The 470-nt window shown below is 57.4% G+C and carries 1 protein-coding gene; it reads left to right on the forward strand.

Annotated features, from left to right (window positions below; all coding sequences use genetic code 11):
* A partial coding sequence (locus ACXAG1_RS16975) for a hypothetical protein (protein WP_475120339.1) occupies positions 1-470 on the forward strand: 470 nt, incomplete at both ends.

Consider the following 470-nt stretch of genomic DNA (forward strand, 5'->3'; position numbering starts at 1 on the left):
GCGGTATTGATTTTGTCGGCTTCTCATCACTTGCCGCCAACGGTGCCGGACTCCAGGGCACAGCGACCGGCAGTGACACCTTTACGGTGAGCGGTGCAGACAATGTCACCGTTACGGACTACACCGCGACCTTAAGTGGCCTGAATGGCATCGCCGGCAACGGCGGTACCGATACGCTCAATGCCGGCACCGTTTCCCTGACAGGCACATCGAATGTAGTCACTGCGCATGGGATTACCGCAACCGGCATCAAAAATGTTGCCAGTGCCAATGTCACTGGCAGTACCGGCAGCGATGCCTTCCTGGTTACCGGTACTAACACCCTCAGTGTTTTGGAGATGCTGTTTAGTGATGTTGATCAGGTAACCGCCGGTGCCGCCAGCAACGGTGCCACCGGTGCGTCCGGTGCTGCCTGGTCACTGCAGGGTTCCGATACCGTTGCCAACAGCGGTATTGATTTTGTCGGCTTC

The organism is Microbulbifer sp. ABE4_465 (genome assembly GCF_056160765.1).